Source organism: Paracidobacterium acidisoli (assembly GCF_003428625.2).
Lineage (GTDB): Bacteria > Acidobacteriota > Terriglobia > Terriglobales > Acidobacteriaceae > Paracidobacterium > Paracidobacterium acidisoli.
On the sequence record NZ_QVQT02000001.1, the window covers coordinates 885679 to 903810 of the forward strand.

Sequence of the window (18132 nt, forward strand, 5' to 3'; positions counted from 1 at the left end):
AGATCAATTTCCACATGGCCATTGGCTCTGCCTCCGAGACGGTGACCGTAAGCGGCGCAGACAACCATATCAATACGACAGATGCTGCGGTGAGTACCGTTATCGACCGCCAGTTTGTGCAGAACATTCCGATGAACGGGAGAAGCTTTCAGACCCTGATCCTGCTTTCTCCCGGCGTCGTTACGAATACCCCGCAGATTGGCGCCGGCACGCCTCCCGCCAATGATCAGGGCGAATACAGCGTCAACGGTATGCGCACCGATGCGAACAATTTCATGGTCGATGGCGCGAGCGCAAGCAACAATCCAGGCTATACCAGCGCAGCCGGATCTGCGGGCATGCTGGAGAGCGCAACCATGCTCGGAACAACGCAGACCATGCTGCCAATCGATGCCATGGAGGAGTTCCGTATTTCGACATCGACTTATTCGGCGGAATACGGAAGACAGCCAGGCGCACAGGTCAGCTTTCGCTCCCGTTCGGGCACCAATGAATTTCACGGGACGCTCTACGACTATCTTCGCAACTCGGCCTTTGATGCAAATAACTGGTTCAATACCTACAGCACCGCTCCAACTCCCACGCCGGCCGAGCGGCAGAATGATTTTGGCGGCACACTGGGCGGTCCACTCTTCGTGCCGCATTTGTATTCGGGCAAAGATCGCGCCTTCTTCTTCTTCGGATATGAGGGATTGCGCCTGACTCAGCCTCAGGCGGCAACCATCTACTATGTTCCGTCCAATGGCACATTTAACACCGCGACCTACGCGAAGCCCGAATACGAAAACCTTCGGAAGTACGCCCCCGCGGCACTCCAGCCGGTACTCAACGCGTTTCCGGCGCCCAATTGCTCAACCGCGCAGGACCCGCAGTGTGTGGATTACGGACTGGGAGGCTCGCCTTACCTTCAGACAGCTCCGTCCACAGGGGTCCTCGACTCCGTCATTGCCCGCATCGACTATCAGCTCCTGCCCTCGATGCGCGTCTTCGCCCGCTATAACGATGCGACCAGCAATACCGACACAGGCGGCGATGCTACCACGACGCGGCACATCGGCCGCGATCGCGTCTACCTACTGGGAGCGGACAATACCTTCGGCGCTTCCATCTCCAATGAACTGCGGCTTCAGTACTCCCCGGCTGTATTCTCGGCTAACGTGATGCCCATCGAGCTCGACGGCGCCACCAGCAATCTCAATATCCAGGGGCTGGAGGGTCTTCCGTTACTGAGCGGCGAGAGTGTCGTTCACATTTCACTGCCGAATACCGTAAGCATTTATCAAACGAATTTCGGCTCGCAGCAGTTTCAGCCGGACGCCACGGAGACCGTTACCTGGACACATGGCCGGCATCTCTTCAAATTTGGCGGAGAATACCGCCAGACCACGGCGTATTACAACAACGGCAACATCTCCCGCAGTCCTTATGTCGCTTACGGCTGGACCACCGCGGATTCCATCCTCTCGAACACGCCGAGCTTCACCGCGAGCAACGAACCCCGGGTAGATCCGACCAGCAAGAACCTGGGCCTTTTCGCGCAGGATGAATGGCGCATCCAGCCACGGCTCAGTCTCTCTCTCGGTCTTCGCTGGGATTTCAACCCGCCGCCATCCGTATCCGGGATTCAGGCATACACCTACACCGGCAACATCAATGATCCGTCTTCTCTGGCGCTTTCGTCGAAGCCCGGCGGTCCGACCTACAAGACCACCTGGACCAACTTCGCTCCCCGGTTAGGACTGGCATATACCATTCGCAGCGCGCCGAGCAACGAACTGGTTCTTCGCGCGGGAGCGGGTCTGTTTTACGATCTGCTCGCGCCGGAAAGCATGTTCGGAAATGGCACCGGTGTGGGAACATCGGCAACGAGCACGGGCAAAACGGTTTTTCCTCTGAGCGCCAGCCAGATCCTCGTGCCGATCACCAACCCGCCGACGCCACCGTACAATCTCGAGTTCTATGCCGCGAACAATCTCGTTCCTCCATCTGCGATCCAGTGGAATGTCACCATCGAGCAGGCGCTTGGATCTAAACAGACAGTGACCATGGGCTATGTCGGGTCGCACGGCAGAAATCTCACTCACTTCCAGGAATACAACCTCGCCAAGGTGAATCCGGAATTCGGGTACGCCTATTTGTTTGAAAATGGTCCGGGTTCGAATTACAGCTCGCTGCAGGCGAAATACGAGCGGCAGATATCGCATGGCCTGCAGGCGCTGGCGTCGTATACCTGGTCTCATGCGATCGATTCGGCCAGCACCGAGGAGTACACGGCCCTGTACCCTCTGCAGCGCGGAAATTCGAATTTCGACGTGCGCCACAACTTCACCGCAGCTCTTGTGTACAACCTGCCATCGGATTACCCAAACCGCTTCGAAGCGGCTGTTCTGGGGCACTGGAACACCGATCTCTGGTTCGTTGCACGCACCGCCTTTCCCTACGAGCCAACTGGTCCCTCCATCACAGACCCTGTGACGGGAGACATTATCAACGGGGAGCTCAACTATAACGGCAAGTATCCATACGTGCACAAGGCCGGAATTCCAGGCGGCCGTCAGATCGACCCGGCGATCTTCAGCGTAACGACGGAAGAGTTTGGAGTCGGTAACGCTCCGCGCAACTTCCTTCGCGGATTTGGAGAGAACCAGGCGAACGTTGCCATTCAGCGTGTGTTTCCAATCTACGAGCAGTCGGAGCTTGAATTCCGCGCCGAGGCATACAACATCGCCAATCACCCGGTTTTCGGCGCCGTCAATACGACCTGCGGCGTTACCACTGCAGGAACTACCTGCAATAACTCGATCATGGGGCAGGCAACGAGTACCCTCTCCGCCAGCCTCGGCGGCCTGTCTTCTCTCTATCAGCAGGGAGGCCCTCGCTCTCTGCAGTTTGCGCTCAGGCTGCGGTTCTAACTCTCACGCGAAGCCGGGCTTCACAGGTGTACCAGGTACAACTCCTGTGAGGCCCGGTCTTCTTCTGCGACCACGCACAGATACAAACTGAACGGTCACGGGATGAAAAAGAAGATTCTGTTTTGGATTGCGCTGTTCCTGTCTATGAACTGCGCCTGCTTCGCCGCGGATCAACGGAAAGATCACTGGGTGGGCAGCTGGGCGGCTTCGCCGCTGCTGATGCGCGTAAAGGAGCCTTTCAGCGACTCCACCATTCGTGACGTGGTTCATCTGACCCTGGGAGGAACGGCCGTTCGCGTTACCCTGACCAATCAGTTCGGAACGGCGCCTCTGCATATCGGCTCGGCATACATCACACTGTCGGCGGGCAGCGGCAAATCGCAGCCTGGCTCCAGTCGCCAGCTTACGTTCGGTCATCAGCCATCCGTCACGATTCCCGCTGGTACATATGTGCTCAGCGATCCGATCCCGATGCCGGTCGCAGACTTTTCCGACCTTGCCATCAGCCTGTATCTTCCGTCGCAGACAGTCGCTGATCCGACATGCCATCAGTATGGCCTGTCAACCACCTATATTGCCGCGGGAAACGAGGCGGATCGCAGCGAGCTGCAGGATGCCCACACGCTGCTCTCGTGGTGCTTCCTGCAAAGTGTCGAAGTTCAGCCGGGAAAGAAGAATGCCGCGGCGGTGGTCACGCTGGGGGATTCGATCACCGATGGCGCCCGTTCGACTGTTGACGCCAACCACCGCTATCCGGACGATCTTGCTGTCCGTCTGCATGCCAACAGGAAGACTGCTCATCTCTCCGTGCTGAACGAAGGCATATCGGGCGGACGCGTGCTCTTTGAAGGGCACGGCCCGAGCGCTCTGCAGCGCTTCGACCGGGATGTGCTGGCGCAGCCCGGCGTGCGCTATGTCATCTACCTGGAAGGAATCAATGATATCGGGCAGATTCTGAGGCCCACTTCGCCGGAGAGCACGCTTACAGCGGACGAACTGATTTTCGCTGCGACGCAGCTTGTCACCCGGGCGCACCAGCACGGAGTCAGGGTCTTTGGGGCGACCCTGCTTCCGTTTGCTCCGAAGCTGCTGCTCGCCAGCCCCGACCAGTCGCGAGCGCGACAGGTACTCGAGCAGTACAACGACTGGGTACGGACCTCCCATGTTTTCGACGGAGTCGTTGACTTCAACAAGGTGATCGCCGATCCTCAGGCGCCACAGACTATGCTCCCGGCCTATGACAGCGGCGATCACGTACATCCGAACGATGCCGGCTACAAAGCCATGGCCGATGCGATTGATCTTTCTTTGTTCAGATAGCCTGGCGGGCCGCTCATCACGGTATGAGCCGGGCGAATATGTAATTGCCAAAGTTACTTATATGAAAAGGCCGGGTAAAGGGAGCGAATCACCAATGATCGAGAAGCAAAATTCTCCGCAGAAGAATATCTATACGCGGCGGCGGGTGCTGGGCGCGGCAGGCGCAGCCATGGGTATGATGGCGCTGCCGCCCAATATCCAGAAAGTCCTTGCCGCGCCGCTGCCGAGTGCGCAACCATCGCTGCGCAACATTAAGCATGTGGTCCTGCTTATGCAGGAGAACCGTTCTTTCGATCATTATTTCGGGACCATGTCCGGCGTCGCCGGCTTCTCCGATCCGCAGGCGATGCGCCTGTCGAATGGCCGCAGCATTTTCTATCAGCCAACGGATACCAATCGGGACGGCTATCTGCTTCCGTTCCATCTCGACAGCCGCAGAACCTCGGCGCAGTATATCGAGTCGACAGGCCACGGCTGGCTGGTACAGCACGCGTCGTGGAATGGGGGGAAGATGGATAACTGGATTCCCGCCCACTACCGCTATGACCGTAACAAGGAGAATGTGCCGATCGTGATGGGTTATTACGAGGAGCAGGATATTCCCTTCCATCGTGCGCTCGCCAATGCCTTCACCGTCTGCGACCGCTATCACTGCTCGATGCTCGGGCCGACGGCTCCGAATCGCCTGTACTGGGAGACCGGCACGATCGATCCCCATGGAATGGGCAGTGGTCCGATCCTGGGCGACGAGGTCACGATACGAAAGTGGAAGATGTATGCCGAATGCCTTACCGAAGCCGGCGTGAGCTGGAAACACTATCACTTTCACGACGGCATGAAGAGCTGCGCCCGGTATTTCGAAGCATTTCAGAATCTGCCCGCAACTTCGCCGCTGTATAGAAATACGCAGCCGGTTGCGATGGGGCAGTTCGAATACGACGCACTGCGCGATCGCCTGCCGACCGTAAGCTGGCTGTATCCAGGTATCGCGGAGAACGAACACCCTACCCAGTCCATACCGGCTGCGGGTGCTCGCTTTATCGCCTCCAAAATCGATGCCATCGCGGCTAACCCGGAGGTGTGGGCAAAGACAGTCTTCATCCTGGTCTATGACGAGAATGATGGATTGTTCGACCATGTTCCGCCGCCGGTTCCGCCTCCGGGCACTCCCGATGAATTTGTCACGCTGAGTTCGCCTACAGGGATACCCGGTGGCGGTCTCCCGATCGGCGGCGGGTTCCGGGTGCCCTGCATCATCGTCTCGCCATGGACGGCAGGAGGCTGGGTCTGCAGCGAGCCCTTCGATCATACTTCCAATCTGCAGCTTCTGGAGAAGGTCACCGGAGTGAAGGCGCCTAACATCAGCGACTGGCGGAGGGAGGCGTTTGGTGATTTCACATCGGCCTTCCGTTTTGACGATAAGCCCGCCGCGCCGCCGGTGATGCCGAGCACGATGAGCGATCTGGCGCTGGCTCAATATGAGATTGCGACATTGCCGCCGCCCGCCGCACCCGCCGGCCAGCAGGTTGCGCCTGTTCAGGCGCCTGGACGAAGACCAGCCACTCCCTTCGGAACCGGCCGGAAAAAGTGAATCATCTTTTCTCGATGATCCTGTCCATGCAAAAGCAGAAGGAGCAGAATTGAAGGACTACTCTCGTCGCATATTCCTGAAAGCTGCCGGGCTCGCCGCGAGCGGTATCGCTTCGCAGCCTTTTGGTTTCGAACCGCCTTCGATGGCTGAAAACACGAAGCCCCGGGAACGAAGCCTGCCAGAGAGTGAGCTCGGCCGGGTGATCTCTGCTTCGGATCTTATTTATTCCCGTCCCGTGGTTCGCAGCGAAGAAGGCATCCCGGTGGGGAACGGGCGAATGGGCAGCCTGGTATGGACGAGCAGCAACCAGCTGCATCTTCAAATAAACCGGGTCGATGTCTACGCGAACAACTGCCGGACGAACAGCTTTGTTGAGGTCCATGACGACTACTGCGGCGGGTGTGCCTTTCTGGACATCGAATTCGAGGGCAATCCATTTCCCGAATCCGGCTTCCGCCAGCATCTTTCTGTTTATGACGGAACGCTTACGATCGATGGCGCAGGAGTATCGATCCGCATCGTGCTGTGTATGGAGCAGGATGCCTTCGCAATCGTGATCGATGGGAATCAGGCTTCGGAGCAGCGTGTTTCCGCAACGCTGCGTATGCTGCGCTACGAAACAAAATTCTTCGGCAGGCAGACAGAAGCTCTGACGGAAGAGCACGCGATGCGGGTTCCGCATCGCAGTCAAATTGCGACTTCGCAGCTCATCGAGGACAACAACCGCATTGCGCTGACCCAGGAATTTAGTGAAGGGGATTTCTGCGCAAAGTCTGCCGTGGCGGTCGCATTCCAGGCAACTTCCGCAGACGCAGAGATCCTTAACGATACCGGCATCCGTCTCTCTGCGGCCCAAGCCGGATCAGTCACCATCCTGGTTGTTTCAGCCGCGACGATGGACCCTGATGAGAATCCGGTGTCAGCTGCTTTCCGCCAGCTCGACGCTGTCTCGGCACAGAGCGTTGCAGAGCTTGAACGTCAGTCTCAGGAGTGGTGGCATGACTTCTGGGCGCAGGGCGCGATAGATCTGCACAGTGAGGACGGCACCGCTGAATTTATTCAGCAAAACTATCATTATTTTCTCTATCTTATGGCGGCGGCATCCCGGGGAAAGTTTCCGCCCAAGTTCAACGGCATGCTCTGGAATACCGGAGGCGACCTGCGCATGTGGGGTGCGCAGCACTGGTTTACGAATCTGAGCTGTTACTACGCAGCGCTGCCCGCCACGGGTCGATTCGAACTGATGGAGCCGGCGTTCGAGATGTATTCGGGCATGTTCGATGCATGTGAGCAGGCGGCGCGCCAGCAGTGGGGAAGCTCCGGCATTTACATTCCGGAAACGAGCTATTTCGACGGTCTGGAACAGCTCCCGGATGAGCTTGCCTCTGAAATGAAGGAGCTTTATCTTTTGCGGAAACCGTGGGAGCAGCGCTCAGATACGTTCATGGACTTCGCACAGAGGAAACATCCTTACTCCAGCCGCTGGAACTGGATCGCAGTAGGTGACTGGAAGGACGGGAAGTATGTGATCCGAGAACGAGGCTCCGGTCCATACGGTCCTACCAGCCATATGTTCAGCAGTACTGCAAAGATCGCGTGGCTCTACTGGCAGCGCTATGAATACACACTCGATTCCGAGTGGCTGCGCGAGCGCGCATATCCGGTGCTGCGTGGTGCGGTCGAGTTCTATCGGAACTATCCGAATCTCCGGAAAGAGGAAGACGGCAGGTACCACATGCACTCGTCCAACAGTGGAGAACCGGTCTTCGGGGTCCGTGATTCATTTGAAGATATGGTCGCGATGCGAAGCGTTACAGCAGCGGTGCTGCGTGCTGCGGAGATTCTGAACACGGATCAACAGATGAGACAGACATGGCGGGAGTTTCTGGATCATCTGGCGCCCCTCCCCACCAGCACGGATACGGATGCGCTGCATCCTCAGGATTACCATGGGCCGCGCATCTTCGTGAATGGGCTGAAGCCTGCTGTCAAAGCGGACCGCACTCCAACCGGCTGGATGCCGGACATCAACAGCCTGCCCATCTGGTTCTTCGATCTCTGCAATATCGAGACCCAGGATCGGGAAGCTTTCGCACTGGCTCAGTCCACCTTTGACCAGCTGCTGCGGAACGGACTCGATCCGAAGACGCCGGTGGGCACTCTGTCAATGCTCGCCGTTGCGGCGGCTTCTTTGGGGCGAGCGGACGCGGTGGAGATTCTGTTGCCAAATCAGATGAGACAGCAGCCTGATCCGCGCTCACTCTGGTACAAAAAGTCGGGGCTGCTCGAAAACCGCATGACGCTCGGTGAGGGCGCGCAGGCGCTGCATGCGGAGCATCTGGGGCGAGCTGCTGAGGCTCTGCACCGTTCCCTTCTGCAAAGCAATCCTCCTGCTCCCGGTGAAGACCCGGTCCTGCACCTCTTTCCTGCGTGGCCGCGGCGATGGAATGCTCGTTATACCCTGCGCGCGCGCGGAGGATTTACAGTCACGGCCACCATGCGTGACGGAGAAATAGAGCATGCCGAGCTGGAATCACATACCGGAGCCGTCTGCCGGCTGCGGAATCCATTCCCGGACGATGACGTCCGCCTCTATCGGAACAGCAGCCCGGCCGAGCAGCTGAGGGGCGCTCTGCTGAAGTTCGAGACCAGCCAGGGAGAGCGCATCCTCGTGCGAAGATTGGGAACGTCCCGCGGTGTAGCGCCCGCAACGAATTGAGGAGCACAGCTGGTGATGTCTTTTTGACGATCCCTGATGCCGATCTCTGATCGTGTGATTCCAAACGATGAATGAGACCGCACGGCGAAGCAGCCAATACGAATACCGTCGCAGATCGGCGCATTTTAGTGGACCGAAAGCGTAACCGATCCCGAACTGGTTACCTGGTGAGAGGTTGGCGTAGTCGACCCTCCGCCTCCATTTCCTTCCAATGGTGAAGATTATGAGAATACCGATATTATCCGCAAACGCTATATGGCCCTGGGCGGAGATTTCGTTCTGATCGTCAAGGAGGGTTGTAATCACCATCCTCATGGTCTGGCAGCCCCCCCAGTCGTGAACTTCATTCTGGCTCACTGCGCGAGCGGCGCGACGGCCAAAAAGGCTATGGCCATTTCACTCAAACCAGGATCAGTTACCAAACTTGCGCCGGGGCAATGGTAACGTCTTGTCCAGAGTAATCGCTGCAACCTATGCCTCTGACTGACAAATCTCACCCCGTCCCAGACCGGCATCTGCAGTCTCAGCATGTTCCTCCAGCCGCAGGCGGCCGTTACAGATGCCTGGAAAGCTACTCTCTCTCTGTTTAAATGGTGCGATCAAACCGATCGTGGCTAATAGCTTCCCATAACTCCGTCCCGGGCGATCCCACACTCTCTGGCCTCGCCCCCGGAATCGGAATAGTCATACGTTATGCGGAGGGGCGCAAAACACAAACTGCGGTACCGATATCTTTCGCGTCCCTGATTGCTCTCGATCTCGATGCTGCCTTAGTGGCCCCTCAGGAAAGTGCTTTGCGACAAACAAACCGATGCCTGTCCCACAGTACTGCAGAGGCCGCCTCTGAAGCCTAAGACGAGAGCAGTTCTGAATTTACTGCGCGTGCGCCCTGATCAACTCATCCAGATAATCCGGCTTGCCGTCATCGCGCACCAGGTGCGGATAGCGCTCGCCACCGTGATACTCGATCGTGCTGGTGCGATAGTAATCGTCGTTTATCACCAGCAGCGTGATCGGCGCCGATGAGTCTGTCGCGGCCCTGATCGCATCTTCAAGCACATCGTGCGTATAGAGGCGGCCATTCACGCCGGCCACCTTCATTCCCGACGAGATTCCGGCGTTGAACGCGGGGCCGCTCACCACGGAGTCCATGACCGTGCCGTCGGGGCCAAGTTGCAGGCCAATGGTATAAACGTCTCCCGGGTTGCCAAGGCGGGCCGGCAGGCCTGGCATGTGCAGAGGCTTGTCGTTGAATTCCACCTTCCAGCCGGCGTTCAGAATGCCGCCATCGGGCATATCGGGCGACGTGAAATCAAGATGCTGATGAAAGAACGTTGCCCAATCGTAAGGCGCAACCTGATTGAGCGTTTCCACCAGGCTGTCGAAGGTATAAGTCTTCAGCTGAGGACCATTGTTCGGTCCGCCGTAAAAAACGTGGCAGAAGTCGTCGATGGATTTCTGCCCGTGCGTGACATCGTGAATGATGGTGGCCACTTCAAGCCAGATCAGACCGCCTTCGTCGTAATAGTCGTGACTGGTGCGCCGCCAGGCGGTCCAGCCTCTGGCGCCACGGCCGCCTTCACCACCGGCCACGGTCACAGCGGTATCGAGCAATGGGCGCCAGGTGCGTCCGGGCCGGCCCGGACCCAGCATGGCGGCGACACTGGCCAGATACTCGTGATACTGCTCCGGCGTGTACAGGCCGCTGCGCGCAGCCAGGATAGGACCGAGATAATCGGTGAGCCCCTCGTAGACCCACAGCAGGTCATCCTCCATCGGTTTCTCGAAATCGGGCGTGGCCAGATCGGCGGGGCGGCGAAACTTGGCGTTCCAGGAGTGCACGAATTCGTGAGCCAGCAGCCTGCCCACCAGCGCACCGGCATCGGGCCCGAGCAGCGCGCGCTCCGGCGCGCCGCTGTCCTGCGATTCATGATGCTCCAGGCCACCGCTCCCACCCTGGTCACTCAGGTGGAGAAGGAAATGATAGTCGCGATAGTGCCGCGTGCCAAAGAGCTTCCCCGACTCGGCCACCAGATTAGTCATTTCCTTCTGCATCGCGGGGCTCATGTTCAGCGCGGCTTCGCTGTCGGCAGCTATATCGATCTCGTGATGGATGGGCTCGCCGGGCGGCGTGATGTCGATAGCGCGATAATACTGGCCGGCGATCACGGGCGAGTCGACCAGCAGATTAAGAGAGATGGGACTAAATGTGATTTGATCTCCCGACTCGTTGGCCACCGGGAGCGCCGTGCCGTACTTCCAGCCTTCGGGCAGGATGAGTTTGGCGTCATAAGTGAGCTGCGCGGACGGCGTGCCGGCGGGGTACAGCAGCGCTTCATTCCACTCCAGCACCAGGAGCTTCTCCGTGGCCGAACGAGGCGCGATAATGTCGAAGGAAGCATCCAGATGCGTTGCGCCGTCGGGAACGTCGACGTGAAACGCGAACACATCCAGCAAATCGCGTCGCCACGGGATGGTTTTTCCATCGGCCGCGAACCTGAGCCCGGTCAGGTCGCTGATTGGACCGCTGGGACTGTGAGCGCCGGGAATCCACTTCGGGTAATAAAGAGTCAGCGGTCCTGGCCTGACGGGGATCACCAGGTGCGAGTGCAGTATCCTGCGCGCGGTTTGCGTGGCGTCTACCGTAAGGGAAATGGTTCCGGCGGATTGGGCAAAGCCCAGGGGTGCGGCCAGCACTAAAAGGATGGCGAGGCAGGGCAGTAAGCTGCCGCGGCGGATAAGCATTGAGGCCTCCTGAGACCGGTGGTTTCAAAAAATTCAAATATCTTTAGCCAGGCTTCGATTCCGATCCAGCATCTCACCGGCTGGCCGAGATCTGGCCTGGCTCTTCGGGCAACCGGGAGACTCTCTAAAACATGAGCTTCAGCGCGAACTGAATGTTGAAGGGTTCGCCATAGCCAATACCAGGCGCGCCGGAGCCGTTTTTGGTATTGGTAATTTCACCGAAGGTTCCGCTGGCTAAGCTGGAGACGGACGGGTTGGCGAAGTTATGCTGGTTGAAAAGATTGAAGATCTCGACGCGGAACTCACTGTTCACCCTCTCGGTGATCGGCGTGTGCTTGAAGATGGAGAAGTCGATATCTCCAAACTTCGGCCCGTAACCGCCGCCATCGCGTTGTTCGTTCCCATACACGCCATAGACCGTTGGGCTTGATACTCCCGAGACCGGGTAGGCGTATGCCGCCTTGCTCAGGTAGTTATAATTGCGCGCGCCGCTGGAGGTCGTGGTAATGGTACTGCCGAGGTAACGGGCAACGCCAGGGACGATGCTCACACGATCGTGGCCTTCATCCGTGAGGCTGTAGTCCTTGCCGACGAGAACACTGAGCGGCGTGCCGGTATTATAGTCGAACAAGGAATTGAGCTGGTAACCCTGCGTCAGCCTGGGCGCGAAGCTGGTGAACTTTGGCACTGTGTAGCTGACGAATCCGGTGAATGTTTGCCTGATGTCAAAGGTGCTGGGGCCGTAGTCCTGGTTCAAATTGTAGCTGTTCATGGGGGTCACGCCGGAAGAGGCATCGTCCAGCGAATGGGCCCAGGTATAGTTGAACGTGCCGCTGAATCCATGAAAGTACGCCTCACGCAGCACCGCCTGAAACGAGTTGAAATTCGAGTTTGCGGCGGCCTGCACCTGGTTAATGCCCTCAAACGGCTGCCCGGTGCTGATTGTCTGGCCGGGGAAGGTCAGATCCGAATCGTAGGGCCGCTTATAACTCCTGGTCGTGAAGTTATAGCCGATCGGCTCGTTCAGGTCTCGAAGAACCACCAGGCGGCGACCCAGCGCCCCCACATAGCCTACTGTAGCCATCATTGACCTGCCGAATTGTTTCTCCACATTCAGGTTGAAGTTCATCGCGTAGGGGATTCGAAAGTTCGGTTGAACCCCCATGGCGCCGAGCTGCGGCACCGTTGCGCCACTGAATGGGTTCACATTCTGCTCCCATTGAACGTTCGAAGCGTCAAGCACGTAGGCGGGCTGGGGGCCAGCGGGATTGTTTTGCACAAGCAGGTCGCCGCCATTTCCCGTACTGCCCTCTACCATATTGGTCATGGGGGGAACGTCGTAAAACACGCCGAAGGCACCGCGGATGGCCATGCTGCGGTCGGCGCGCGGAGCATAGGCGAACCCCAGGCGCGGACCAAAACCGCCGTAGTAGTCTTTATAGAGCTGGCCAACAAAACCCTGGCCCGGCACAAAGCTGTAGAGGTCGTGCGCGGAGTCGTACACGGCTCCAGGCAATGAGTAGCGCACGCCGTAGTTCAGCGTCAGCTTTTTCATAACCTGATAATCGTCCTGTGCCCAAAAATCGAAAGTGTTCACCAGGTAGGTGCGCTCGTCGTTTCCCTGCACCAACTGCGACGCTGTTTGATTCGAGGGCTCCCCATTCAGGAAGTCCGCCAATGAGATGTCCTGCTCGCTGCATTTCGTGCCAAAGGCCGCCATGCAGTTAGCGTTGTCTGTCGACGTTTCACCCGACCAGGGTCCCCGCGTTCCATCGAACGTGAATGCGCCCCTCGGGACTTCGGCGACCAGGCCCAGCAGGTCCACCTGGCCGTGGCGGAATTCGCCGCCAAACTTGAATGCGTGCCTGCCTTTCGTCCATTGCAGCGAATCGGAGAGCTGCCCTGTGGCGTCGGTGCGCCCGGCGGGCTCCGATGGGCCAACCTCATCGAAGCCGTCGATGGCGATCTTTGGCGATCCTGCGGCGAGGATGCCGGCCAGCCCGAGATCGAGACCGTCGGCCGTCTCCGGATAAAAGTTCTGGTCCCTGTCGTTGAATCTCTGCAGGAAGTAGCTGGTTCCAAGGTGCAACTGATTGAGAAGATGGCTGCTTATAATCGAATCCTGGATGACCGAGAAGTTGAAAATGTGCATCGGGGCGGTCTGGAAGAACTCCGGATAGTAGGAGCTGGTCGCGGCCGTCTGCGTGCCCGTGGTGCCGAGGAAAACTATGGAGAGCGTTTCTTTGTCGCTAAAGTGATGATCCAGCTTGATGACGTTGTTGTAGCTGTTGTAATTGTCAGGTGCGTTAGCGAACCAATTGTTGAGCACGGCCCCGGCATTGTTGGCTACCGCAGGGTAAAGCGTATGGTAGAGCGCCAGCGAAAGCTTGTTTGCTGTAAGACCGTAGGACGACAGGAGATTTTGACCCGCTGTTACCCAGGCGTTGTTCAGCACTGTATCGGAATCCGAGTTGCCGGCCGTGGCAATCTGCGCCTCACTGGCAAGAAACAGAAACGTGTGATCCTTCCAGACAGGTCCGCCGAGCGTAAAACCGAATTGATTATTGCGGATCGGTACTTTTGGGGAGTTCACCGGGGCCACTGGGCTGATCGCCGCGAAAAACTCGTTGCGGTTGTAGTAGAAGGCGTCGCCGTGGATCTGGTTGGTCCCCGACTTCAGCACCATGTTCTGGTTTGCGCCCGAGTTGCGTCCCATGTCGGCTTCGGCGTCGCTCTGCATGGAGAACTCGTCGATCGCATCGATCGGCACTAACCCCCCGGCTACGCTTTCGACGCCGCCTTCGTTGGAAGCGGCCTCATCCTGCCACGCATCTATGTTATCGGTGCCGTCGATCTGGTAGTTGATGCTGGTCGTGCGCTGGCCGTTCACCGATCCGCTCAGGTTGTCTCCCGGAGTGAACTTGAGCATCTGCGTGAAGTCGCGGCCGTTGATAGGCATGTTCTGGACCTGTTGGTCAGTGACCACCGAAACCAGCGAGCTGGCCGTCGTGTCCACGGTCTGAGTATCTGCGTTAACCTGCACCACCGTGTTCTGCCTGCCCACAGCCAGTTTCACAACCTCATTAGTGACCTTCGATACATCGATCGTGATATCGTCCATCTCTTTGGTCTCAAAACCGGGGACCGTCACGATCAGGTTATAGGTGCCTGCCGGCAGCTCGGGAAAATTGAAGATCCCGGCAGCGTTTGAGACGGTGTCCAGAGTGGTTTCGGTCGCGGGGTTCTTCAGCTTTACTGAAGCATTGGGGACCACGGCTCCCTGCGCGTCGATGACGGTGCCTGTCATTTGACCGCGAAAGGTTTGAGCCATTGCAGCCGGCAGAAGGGTAAGCAGGCAGATCGACACAATGAGGAATGAACGGGACGTCAAACGGAGCATCATCTGTTTCTCCTTGGAAATAAGGCCGATGGCAGTTCTCACGACTGCTGCCTGGGGCAATCAGACGCAAATAGCCTTAATGCAGGGCGTCACAGGGATAGGTATGACTGGGAGTCCCGCGGGGCTAAATGTGTGTTGTAGTCAGGAAATCCGGCTCGAGTGAGGAACTACTAAAGACACATGCTTACCGGAACAGAAGGAACTGATCCGCGGCAACAACAGCCTCGCATGATGCTCGAGTATGGTTTGTGCACCATAGGTAGCAATAATCTACCGCAGAGTTCGCCAAAAATAAAGCGGTTCCCGAACTATCGCTTCATTCATTGCGTCTCTGGCTCTAAAAAACAGGTGGCGTGATCTGATTACTCGATGCTCTTTGCACCAACCGAACCACAGCAGTTCGAGTGTTCCCTTTAACACCTATGGGTGCGGTATTTGTCAGCGATCAGGTGTAGCGATCTATTCAGGGCGTGCTCAGACTACGCGAAGAGCCTCGATGACGAGCGTTTCAATATATCTACCTCAATCTCCCGCTTACAATCTGTTCTCTCGAAGCATGTCAAACCGGCCGCCTGGCCCAGGAGTATGGAGTGAACCGGCTCAGGAACCTGTTTTGTTCTCGGATTCCGGATGGAGGATGCGTTCCAGATCGCCATCCTCCGCTGTGCCGAGCACCACACCGGCCTGCTGCAGCGTCTGCTGCACGGGAGCGATAGGCGGAGCAGATGTGCTGCTGCCTGTCGCCGCGCAAAGGCTCGCCGCCGCTCCCGCTGCTTCTCCCGTGCTGGCACAGGCAGGAACATTACGTGTCGAGGCGAAGGCAATTTCATCCACCGAGATGCAGCGGCCCGCCACGAACAGGCCTTCGATGCCCAGCGGAATAAGGCAGCGCAGCGGTATCCCGTAGCCAGGGCCCACACTCTGCATCACCGCCTTCTCTCCGTCGGGATCGTGATAGCTGATCGGCGCATTGCAAAGGCCGATAGCATCGCGGAAGCGGGCGCCGCCGCGCACATCGTCTTCGGTGAGCACATACTGGCCGCGGATGCGGCGCGTTTCGCGCACCCCGAGCTTCGGAGCAACCTCCAGAAATACGGACCGCTCGAATCCCTTCACATACTGCCGCAGAAAGTCGAAGGCGCAGTATGCCTGGCGCCGGATCTCGATTTCGGCGCGGCTCAGAACACGCTCGTCCAGAGCATTCCCGTGAAAGCGGGTAACATTCACGTTCAGCTCGCCGGGAATGAGACCGGCCTTCAGCGTGATGTCGTTGCGGGGAATGATCCAGGAAAAGCCTTCGCACTTCGCCTGCTCAATACGCTCGGCAAAGCCGGTCGCCACCAGGATCATGGCATAGTCTTCGTTGCGCTCGCCGCCCTCTTCCGGAAGCGTCAGCTCCCGCAGATCGCTGCGATGCTCCAGGCAGTCCCGCACCAGCGCCGGAATATCCACATTGAGGATGCGCATGTAGGAAGTCATGGGCTGCGTCAGGCCATCCGCGGAGCGTCCCGTCATGAACTCCGCACCGGCAAGCGCCGCCACATCGCCGTCTCCCGACGCATCGACAGATACTTTGGCGAAGACCAGCTTCCTTCCGCTCTTCGTCTGTATCTCGACTCCGCGAAGAGTGCGGTCTTCCATCACCGTGCCGACAATCTGCGCGCGCAGCAGCACCTCGACGCCTGCTTCATCGATGGCCTCAAGAATCACCCGCTGCAGCGTCTCCGCATCGAAGGAGCCGGTATAAGCGCCCCAGTATGAGCTGCGCAGAGAACGGTCGGCCGCGCCGTAATCCGCGCAGCGCGCCAGCAGCTCGGCAAAGACGCCGCCATTGATGACGCCGCTCGGCTTCGTCAGCCGTCCGCCGGTGACAAGGCCTCCGATCACGCCGCTTCCTTCGATCAGAAGCGTCTTCGCGCCCTGCCGCGCAGCGCGAATCGCGGCCACCGTGCCGCTTACGCCCGCTCCGGCAATCACCACGTCATAGCTGCCAAATACTTCCATGCACTCTTCCGGTGTCCTTATCGACGACGTTGCACGAACACAGAATCCTCCCGAAGCCTGTTCCCGCGCGCTAGTCTACGGTGACACGGCCTCCTCGGCAGGATCGTCGAGGGAGACGTTACGTGTCTCCCTTGTGAAGCTTAGTCCCAGCAGGCCAAGGCCGGCTCCCGCAGCCGCAATGATCATAATGGTCTCTGCATAGCCGAAGCGAGCATGCAGCGTGGCGGCAATCACTGTGCCGACAGAACCGGCGAATGCTCCAAGATTATGCAGCAGCCCGTTGCCTACGGCTCTCAAATCGATCGGATAATGCTCGTTCTCGAAGGCTGTCAGCAGCCCGCCCATGGAGCCGAAGATCATCCCATTGATGAAGCTGGCGATAATCACCAGGCTCGCCTGATGGGCAAGTACGCCGACCGCCGTGGGAATAATGGCCAGCACAAACGCGATGGAATACGTTCGCTTGCGTCCGATGCGGTCGGAGACGATGCCGCCGAGCACCGAACCGAGCAGCGCTCCCGCGCCAATCATCGAGCCGGCAAGGCTGACCAGATGAATGGGAAAGTGCCGCTCCAGTTTGACGTAAGTCGGCAGCAGCGACTGAAACGGGAAAGCATCGAAGAAGACTCCGAACTCCACCGTCAGCAGCGCCAGCGTGACGCCGATATATGCAGGAGAAAACAGTCTCCACATTGAGAGGCGCTGCCGCGCACTCTTCAAAACTCCGGGCACCGGCCTTTGCCGGTTCGTATGGGCCTCCCATACCGGCGATTCCAAGACGGTCAAAAGCACATACGGAATCAGAAGAAGCGATGCGCCGCCGAAGTAAAACAGCCCGCGCCACCCGAAATGCGGCTCCAGAGCATAATAGGTCCACGGCGCAATCACATTTCCCGCATAAAAACCGAACATATAAAAGCCCGACGCAAAGCCGCGCACCGCAGCCGGCACGCTCTCCATCACGAGCGGACCTGCCGCCGCATAAAGACCGCCCATCCCTATGCCGAAGCAGAAGCGCAGCCCCAGCAGCATGGGAAAGGTGCGGGCGCAGCCGGTAAGCATGGTGAAGATGCCGCACAGCAGAATGCCGAAGAGCAGGCTCTTCTTCCGTCCATAACGCGCAGAGAGGCTGCCCAGCAGCAATCCGCCGATCCATCGGCTGGCGTAGGTAAACAGCACGGCCAGCGATGCCCGGGCGATTGTAATTTTGAATTCCGTCGCAATATCGCTGAGCACGTAGATCAGCAGAAATGCATCCCAGGAATCGAAGAAGAAAGCCAGCGCGCCCGCGCTCATCGTATTCCACTGCTGCCGCGAGATGGAGCGCAGATCGGAATTCATGCTTCTTCTTCGTCCCGGCTACCGTTCATATTTGACTTGGTATTTTTGGATGAAGTCCTGATCGAGCTCCCATCCGAGGCCTGGTCGGTCGGGCAGGGTG

The 18132-nt window shown here is 58.3% G+C and carries 8 protein-coding genes; 4 read left to right on the top strand and 4 right to left on the bottom strand.

Annotated features, from left to right (window positions below):
* Positions 1-14: 14 nt before the first annotated feature.
* The 4 genes from D0Y96_RS03730 (at position 15) to D0Y96_RS03745 (ending at position 8542) form a co-directional block, all read left to right on the top strand.
* Positions 15-2912, top strand: coding sequence for a TonB-dependent receptor domain-containing protein (locus tag D0Y96_RS03730; protein WP_252263406.1), 2898 nt, complete (start codon positions 15-17; stop codon positions 2910-2912).
* A 102-nt stretch (positions 2913-3014) separates the two neighbouring features.
* A complete protein-coding gene (locus D0Y96_RS03735) occupies positions 3015-4232 on the top strand; it encodes an SGNH/GDSL hydrolase family protein (protein WP_252263407.1) in 1218 nt (405 codons plus the stop codon).
* Positions 4233-4326: 94 nt separating this feature from the next.
* Positions 4327-5823 (top strand): alkaline phosphatase family protein, encoded by a 1497-nt coding sequence (locus D0Y96_RS03740; protein ID WP_117297960.1) that lies wholly within the window; start codon positions 4327-4329, stop codon positions 5821-5823.
* A gap of 142 nt (positions 5824-5965) precedes the next feature.
* Positions 5966-8542 carry a glycosyl hydrolase family 95 catalytic domain-containing protein gene (locus tag D0Y96_RS03745; protein ID WP_286676365.1) on the top strand — a complete coding sequence of 859 codons (2577 nt, stop codon included), beginning with the start codon at positions 5966-5968 and terminating at the stop codon, positions 8540-8542.
* Between the two features lie 873 nt (positions 8543-9415).
* Here the strand turns inward: D0Y96_RS03745 and D0Y96_RS03750 are convergent.
* The 4 genes from D0Y96_RS03750 to D0Y96_RS03765 all read right to left on the bottom strand — a co-directional run bounded on the left by D0Y96_RS03750 (position 9416) and on the right by D0Y96_RS03765 (position 18032).
* Positions 9416-11287: a M61 family metallopeptidase gene (locus D0Y96_RS03750; protein ID WP_117297963.1), complete on the bottom strand. Its 1872-nt coding sequence runs from the start codon at positions 11285-11287 to the stop codon at positions 9416-9418.
* Between the two features lie 124 nt (positions 11288-11411).
* Positions 11412-14690: a carboxypeptidase-like regulatory domain-containing protein gene (locus tag D0Y96_RS03755; protein ID WP_252263408.1), complete on the bottom strand. Its 3279-nt coding sequence runs from the start codon at positions 14688-14690 to the stop codon at positions 11412-11414.
* Positions 14691-15287: 597 nt separating this feature from the next.
* On the bottom strand, positions 15288-16691 hold the full coding sequence (locus D0Y96_RS03760; RefSeq protein WP_117297964.1) for an FAD-dependent oxidoreductase: 1404 nt from the start codon (positions 16689-16691) through the stop codon (positions 15288-15290).
* A gap of 75 nt (positions 16692-16766) precedes the next feature.
* Positions 16767-18032, bottom strand: a complete 1266-nt coding sequence (locus D0Y96_RS03765) for an MFS transporter (RefSeq protein ID WP_117297965.1) — start codon at positions 18030-18032, stop codon at positions 16767-16769.
* Positions 18033-18132: the final 100 nt, after the last annotated feature.